At 67.5% G+C, this 7,101-nt stretch carries 7 protein-coding genes; 3 read left to right on the top strand and 4 right to left on the bottom strand.

The features are described from left to right. On the top strand, window positions 1-597 hold a 597-nt coding region (locus D7Y21_RS39235; protein WP_233612468.1), incomplete at its 5' end, for a DnaJ domain-containing protein. 21 nt (window positions 598-618) lie between these two features. Continuing rightward, the gene (locus D7Y21_RS39230) at window positions 619-1,383 is read left to right on the top strand and encodes a CvpA family protein (protein WP_120566544.1); all 765 of its coding nucleotides are present in this window, start codon (window positions 619-621) and stop codon (window positions 1,381-1,383) included. On the opposite strand, the gene clpX is transcribed toward D7Y21_RS39230, so the two are convergent. Then, window positions 1,373-2,449: an ATP-dependent Clp protease ATP-binding subunit ClpX gene (clpX, locus tag D7Y21_RS39225; RefSeq protein ID WP_120566543.1), complete on the bottom strand. Its 1,077-nt coding sequence runs from the start codon at window positions 2,447-2,449 to the stop codon at window positions 1,373-1,375. The genes D7Y21_RS39230 and clpX overlap by 11 nt on opposite strands. Window positions 2,450-2,686: 237 nt before the next feature. Here clpX and speA point away from each other — a divergent pair, with 237 nt between their 5' ends. Next, window positions 2,687-4,693, top strand: coding sequence for a biosynthetic arginine decarboxylase (gene speA / locus D7Y21_RS39220; RefSeq protein ID WP_120566542.1), 2,007 nt, complete (start codon window positions 2,687-2,689; stop codon window positions 4,691-4,693). Window positions 4,694-4,706: 13 nt separating this feature from the next. Here the strand turns inward: speA and D7Y21_RS39215 are convergent, their stop codons facing one another. The 3 genes from D7Y21_RS39215 to D7Y21_RS39205 form a co-directional block, all read right to left on the bottom strand. Then, window positions 4,707-5,234: a hypothetical protein gene (locus D7Y21_RS39215; protein ID WP_121718433.1), complete on the bottom strand. Its 528-nt coding sequence runs from the start codon at window positions 5,232-5,234 to the stop codon at window positions 4,707-4,709. Window positions 5,235-5,355: 121 nt separating this feature from the next. Continuing rightward, window positions 5,356-5,784: an OsmC family protein gene (locus tag D7Y21_RS39210; protein WP_120566540.1), complete on the bottom strand. Its 429-nt coding sequence runs from the start codon at window positions 5,782-5,784 to the stop codon at window positions 5,356-5,358. Window positions 5,785-5,829: 45 nt separating this feature from the next. Next, the gene (locus D7Y21_RS39205; RefSeq protein WP_121718432.1) at window positions 5,830-7,053 is read right to left on the bottom strand and encodes a deoxyhypusine synthase family protein; all 1,224 of its coding nucleotides are present in this window, start codon (window positions 7,051-7,053) and stop codon (window positions 5,830-5,832) included. Window positions 7,054-7,101 lie beyond the last annotated feature (48 nt).

Here is a 7,101-nt window from a genome sequence, read left to right as displayed (position 1 = left end):
CCGCCGCCCGCCGCCGCGGGAGGCCCGGCCCTCAGCCCGGAGCAGCTCACGGACCTGGAGTCGCGCTGCGCGAAGCTCGACCAGATGGACTACTTCGAGCTGCTCGGCCTGGAGCGCACCGCCGTCCCCGGCGACATCAAGAAGGCGTTCTACAAGGAGAGCCGCGTCTACCACCCGGACCGCTTCTTCCATCTGGAGTCCAAGGCCCTCAAGGACCAGGTGAACGAGCTCTACAAGCGCGTCACCGAGGCCTATTACGTCCTGCGCGACGACACCAAGCGCAAGAAGTACCTCTCCGACATCGCCGGCCCGGACCGCGCGCAGAAGCTGCGCTTCACGGACGCCTCCGAGTCCGAGACCAAGGCCGCCGCGAAGAAGGAGCAGGAAGAGCAGATCGGCACCCACCCCAAGGGCCGTCAGTTCTACACGCAGGCCCAGAAGGACCTGGAGTCCGGCAACCCGTCCGCCGCGGAGCGCAATCTCAAGATGGCGCTCACCTACGAGCCCTCCAACGCCCGCTACAAGGAAGCCCTCGCGGAAGCCCAGAAGCAGACCGCGGACAAGTCCAAGGGCGATTCCTCGTTCAAGATCCGCTAGCGGCCCCCAGGAGCCCACCCCATGGTCATCGACCTCATCCTCCTGGGCATGGTGCTGTTCTTCGGCATCCTCGGCGCCCTCTCCGGCGCCGCCCGGCAGGTGGCCAACTCCGTGGGGCTCGCGGCGGGCTACTTCGTGTCGCGCAAGCTCGCGCCCCTCGCCGGCCCCAAGCTCGCCGTCGCGCTGGGCTCACCGCTGCTCATCGGAACGCTCTTCGGCACGGTGCTGCTCTTCGTCGTCACGTGGCTCACCGTGCGCTACGCCCTGGGCGCGCTGCTCCTGCGCTTCCTCTCCGGCAAGGACCCGGAAGAGCGCGGCCTGGACCGCACCCTGGGCTTCGTGCTCGGCGGTGGAAAGATGGCGGCCCTGTTCTGGGTCTGCCTGAGCGCGCTGACGTTCATGGAGCAGCACGTCATCGTCGCCGGCAAGCGCCTGGGCGTGGCCCCCAAGGACTCCGTCGCCTTCGACCTGTCCCGCCGCTTCAACCTCTTCGAGCTGACCCAGTTCGCCCCGCTGGAGGACCTGGTCCGGGTGGCCCAGGCCACGCACGACCCCGCCAAGGCGAAGAAGCTCCAGGAGGACCCGGCCTACAAGGCGCTGCGCAAGGACCCGCGCTTCCAGCTGGCCCTGTCGCACCGGGAGCTGAAGGACGCGCTGGAGCGCGGCGACACGCAGGCCCTGCTGCGCAACGACGCGATCCTCCAGCTCATCCAGGATCCGCAGGCGGCGGCACGGCTGGGCGCCGCCGCCCGGGCCTCCGAGAAGCCAACACCCGCTAAGCGTTGAGCTCCACGTCGTCCAGCGCCGCGAGCCGCGCCTTCACGAACTCCGCGTCCACCGTCACCTGGCGGTGCTTGCGCTCCGGCGCCTCGAACATGATGTCCGACATCACGTGCTCCAGGATGGAGCGCAGGCCACGAGCCCCCAGCCCGCGCGACATGGAGTAGCGCACCACCTCCCGCAGGCCGCTCTCCGGGAACTCCAGCTCAATCTCATCCAGCGCCAGCAGCTCCTTGAACTCGCGGGTGATGGCATCCGGAGGCTCGGTGAGCACGCGCAACAGGTCGGACTCGCCCAGCCGCTCCAACTGCACCATCACCGGCATGCGGCCCAGGAACTCCGCCATCATCCCGAAGTCCACCAGCTGCTTCGTGGAAATGCGCTTCTCCTTGCGCTTCGCCGCGAGCGCATCCGCGCCAAAGCCCATGGCCCGGCCGCCCTCGTCGCCAAAGTCGTGCAGGTCGCTGAACGTGCCCGCGCAGATGAAGAGGATGTCGCGCGTGTCCACCTGCACGAAGTCACTCTTGTTCCACGCCTGCGTGACATTCATGGGCACGTGCACCTCGCGCCCCTCCAGCAGCTTCAGGAGCGACTGCTGCACGCCCTCGCCGCCGATGTCGCGGCTGCCCGCGCCGTTGCGGGCGCCCTGGGTGCGGCGGGCAATCTTGTCCACCTCGTCGATGAAGATGATGCCCCGCTGGGTGTCCTCCACGGAGTGGTTCGCCTTGAAGAGCAGGTCGGACACCATCACCTCCACGTCCTTCCCGTAGTAGCCCGCCTCCGTGTACTCGGTGGCGTCCACGGTGGTGAACGGGACCTGGAGGATCTCCGCCAGGTTGCGCGCGATGTGCGTCTTGCCGCTGCCCGTCGGTCCGAGGAGCAGGATGTTGGACTTCTTGATGAGGGACTGCCGGCGCATCCGCCGCGCCTGGATGCGCTTGAGGTGGTTGTGGGCGGCGATGGCCACCGCCCGCTTCGCGGCGTCCTGGCCGATGACGTACCTATCCAGCCGTTCGAAGATCTCCCGCGGGGTCAGTGGCGCTGCCTCTTCCCTGCGTGCGGACGACTCCATGTACCCTCCCCTTCTCTCCACTCGACCTCCCTGCGCTGCCTAGGTGGAAGGGTAGGAATTGGATGCTGACCGGCCCACCAGGGCCAGAGCCCGGAATGGGGCCCCTGCCCGCCTGCCTGCTCCTCGAACAGGCGGCTATTGAATGGATGGGTCGTTTCCGATAGTCCGGCCCCCCTCCCGTGTTCATGGGAGTTTCCACACCCCCGCCGCGCGCTCCACCGGAGGCACGAAACAACGATGGCCGCTCCCTCCCCTCAGCACCGCTGGACCCTGGCCGATGCCCACGAGCTGTACGGCATCCGCAACTGGGGCTCGCCCTACTTCGGCATCAACGACAAGGGCCACGTGTGCGTCCACCCGGACGGGCCCGCCGCTCCGAGCATGGACCTCAAGGAGCTGGTGGACGAGGTCCGCCGCCGGGGCATCGGCCTGCCGCTGCTCCTGCGCTTCACGGACGTGCTGCGCCACCGCGTGGTGCACCTGAACAGCGCGTTCAAGAAAGCCATCGCGGATCAGGGCTACAAGGGCCTGTACCGGGGCGTGTACCCCATCAAGGTGAACCAGCACCGCTACGTGGTGGAGACCATCATCGAGGCGGGCAAGGAGCACACCTACGGCCTGGAGGCCGGCAGCAAGCCGGAGCTGCTCGCGGTGATGGCGCTCCTGGACAGCGAGGACGCGCTCGTCATCTGCAACGGCTACAAGGACGAGGAGTACATCGAGACGGCGCTCTTCTACTCGCGCCTGGGCCGCAACGTCATCCTGGTGGTGGAGAAGCCCAGCGAGCTGCCCCTCATCGCGGAGGTGGCGCGCCGCACCGGCATCACGCCGCGGCTGGGCATGCGCGTGAAGCTGTCCACGCGCGGCGCCGGCAAGTGGGAGGCGTCCGGCGGTGACCGGTCCAAGTTCGGCCTGTCCTCTTCGGAGCTGATGAACTGCATCAGCTTCATGAAGGACGCGGGGCTGCTCTCCTCCTTCGAGCTGCTTCACTTCCACCTGGGCAGCCAGATCTCCAACATCCGCAACGTGAAGAACGCGCTGCGCGAGGTGGGCTGCTTCTACGTGGAGGTGGCCCGCCAGGGCGCGCCGCTGAAGTACCTGGACGTGGGCGGCGGCCTGGGCGTGGACTACGACGGCTCCCAGACGAACTTCGCCTCCTCCATGAACTACACGACGGAGGAGTACGCCAACGACGTCGTCTTCGGCGTGATGGAGGCGTGTGACCGCGCGGGCGTGCCGCACCCCACGCTCGTCTCCGAGTCCGGCCGCGCCGTCGTGGCGCACCACGCCGTGCTGGTGGTGGACGTGCTGGGCACCAGCGAGTTCGACCCGTCCCAGACGCCGGACAAGGTGGACGAGAAGGCGCCCTCCGTGGTGCGCAACCTCTATTCGACGTTCCGCGAGGTCACGAACAAGAACGTCATCGAGGCCTTCCACGACGCGCAGGACTCCAAGGAGGAGAGCCTCCAGCTGTTCTCCCTGGGCCACCTGTCGCTGGAGCAGCGCGTGGCGGCGGAGAACCTCTACTGGGCCATCTGCCACAAGATCCTGCGCGTGGCGCGCGAGGCCGGGGAGATTCCGGAGGAGCTGGAGGCCCTGGAGAAGCAGCTGTCGGACACGTACTTCTGCAACTTCTCCGTGTTCCAGTCGCTGCCGGACTCGTGGGCCATTGATCAGCTCTTCCCGATGATGCCCATCCACCGTCTGGCGGAGAAGCCGACCCGGCGCGCGACGCTGGCGGACATCACCTGCGACTCGGACGGGAAGATCGAGCACTTCATCGACAAGCGCGAGGTGAAGGACGCGCTGGAGCTGCACGCGCTCAACAGCGACGACTACTACCTGGGCATCTTCCTGGTGGGCGCGTACCAGGAGATCCTGGGCGACCTGCACAACCTCTTCGGGGACACGCACACGGTGCAGGTGTCGCTGGCTCCGGGCGGCGGCTACCTCATCGACCACGTCGTCGCCGGGGACACCGTGACGGAAGTGCTCAACTACGTGAGCTACAACAAGGACGACCTCGTCGCGAAGCTGCGCAAGTTCACGGAGCTGGCGCTGCGCCAGGGGCGCATCACCCTGGACGAGTCGCGCAACCTGCTGCGCGTCTACGAGGACGGCCTGTCCGGCTACACGTACCTGGAGCGGGAGGTGGACGCGACGTTCACCTCCGCCAGCCAGCTGCGCCTGCTGCCCGGCCCCGAGAACGGGGCGCGCACGCCCGTGACGCCCTCGGGGAGCTGAAGACCCTGACGGCTCAAGCCTCCGTCGGGACCGGTGCCTGTTCGCCGGTCTCGACGGATGTGTCGCTGAACGCGGCCTCCGTCGCGCGAAGCCGCAGCGTCTGGAGCGTCTCCAGTTGCCCGTCGGCGCGCTCGGCCAGGAAGGCGAAGTCGAACCGCGCCAGGCGCGGCTCCTTCGCGGCCACCTTCGCCAGGCTCCTCCACATGGACACGCGTCCGTGGGAGCCCACGCACAGTCCCTCCAGCTCCACCAGCCGGCTTAACGGTGAGTAGCGCAGCCAGGAGCCGTTGAGCTTCAGGCGTGACAGCTTCTCCGTCAGCCACGCGCCGCCCACCTTCAGCGGATCCACGCGCACCTCCAGCGCGGACATCACGGCCAACAGCGTGGCGCGGTCCTGCTCGATCAGCGGGATGAGCGTGGCCAGGTACTGCCCCACCGGGTTGCTGCGGTTCTCGCGCTCCGTCCGCTTCGCGAGGTCCAACCCCACGGTGGAGCCCAAGAGGTGGTCGTTGAGATAGATGCCCAGTCGCTTCAGATTCATGCCGAGTGCCCTCCCCCGAGGCATCAAAGAACTTCACGAGGGTGGGCACGACGAGTGCTTGCCGCACGCCGCCATTGGGGCTCGGAAGGCAGACAGCCTGCCGAGCCCCCTCACGGCCGCTTCAGTCCGGGTAGCCGAACGACGCCGTGACCTTCACATCCGGGTGGAGACTGCGCGCCACGGGACACTCGTGGGCGATCTTCTCCAGCATCACGCGCTGCTCCGGCACGAGTCCGGCCGGCATCAGGATGGAGATCACCAGCTCGCCAATCTTGCGCGGCGGCGGGGTCATCCGCTTCTCCACCGTCGCGCTCACCTCGCCCAGGGTGAAGCCCTCCTTGCCGGCCACCAGGTGCATGGTCGTCACGACACAGGACGCCAGCGCCGTGGCCACCAGGTCCGTGGGGGAGAAACTGCCGCCGGTGCCGCCGTTGTCCTTCGGCGCCTCCGTGGGCAACGTCGCGCCGGACGGGCCGTGCGTCACCTGCGTCTTCAGTTGGGGGGCACTCACCAGGGACATCACCACACCCGTCGCGGGCTGCTGACTCATCACCGTCTCCTTGGGACTTGAAGCCTGGGTTGGAAGGACTGCGCTCTAACGCACGAAGCTGTCGTGGGCCTTCGCATCCTTCTTGGAGGAAGGCTCGGCGTCCTCGACGCTCCAGTCCAGCGTCTTCATCAGCGACTTGCTGCGCTTCTTGACGTCCGCGTCCAGGAACTTCACCGCGTCGTCCATCTTGTCCATCAGGCGCATGGGCTTGCGCTTGTTCTTGGGCTCGCTGAACAGCGCGTGCGTGAGCCAGGGGAACACCGCCGTCACGTCGCAGTGCACGTACATGGAGCCCGTCTCCACCGCCTCCACGGACACCTTGCCCCAGGTGTGGCCCTCACCGGCCGGGCAGCTGGACAGCGCTCCGTTGTCCACCGGGTCCACGCAGAACTGCACGTCGATGTCGAAGCCCGACGTGGGGACATTGAGAATCTGGTCGAGCAGCGGCTCGCCCTGGAGCGTGTAGTTCTTGGGCACGCCGCCGCCCAGAATCCAGATGGCCAGCTTCCCGCTGCCGTTGTGGCGGCAGTAGTGCTGCATGGCGGCCATGGAATAGACGTCGTCGTTGATGTCGAGCTCGAACTTGAACTCATCACCGAGCAGGCGCTTCAGCTTCACGACGTTGAGGAAGATGGAGCCGTCCTGCACCGCGCCCACCCAGATGGGCACGCCGTGCTTGTAGCAGGTGGACAACAGCGACGGCTGCTTCACGCCCAGCTGCTTCTCGATGCCGTGGATGGCCTTGCCCAGGAGGTAGTGGAACTCCGGGGTGGTCATCTTCCGCTGGAACTGCGGCTGCCGGAGGATGGCGGAGAAGAGGCGGTCGGTGTCGAGCAGCGCCTCCTCCCAGAAGCCCAGGTCGTAGATGCGGATGATGCGCGCCAGGCGGTACTGGAGGTCGCCCGCGTTGGGGTTCACCTCGCGGATGCCGTGGCCGATGATGCGGTGGGCGTCGTGGTAGAGGTTGGCGCCCGTGGTGGTGATGGCGGAGATGATGCCCTTCTCCACCAGCGGGATGAGGCAGGACTGGTGCAGGCCCGCGGGCGTCATCGCGCCCGACAGTGTGAGGAAGATGGACGCGTCCTGCTGCACGGACTGCTGCATCAGCTCGAACGCGGTGCGCTCCTGGCGGCCCACGTAGGCGCTGAACGCGTGCGCGAGCAGCTCCGCCGGCTTCTCCTTGCCGGTGATGGGGCGCGGATCCGCCTTGCGCGCGTTCGCGTAGGCGGCGCGAAGGGTGGACTTCTTCGGGGTCTGGGTCTTGGCCATGGCGCGGCGATCTAACACCGCCGGCCTGCCAAGGGGAGGCCCGCCACC

Origin of the sequence: Corallococcus sp. AB045, from assembly GCF_003668895.1 — a bacterium.
GTDB lineage: Bacteria > Myxococcota > Myxococcia > Myxococcales > Myxococcaceae > Corallococcus > Corallococcus coralloides.
This window is presented reverse-complemented; position numbering and strand designations above follow the sequence as displayed.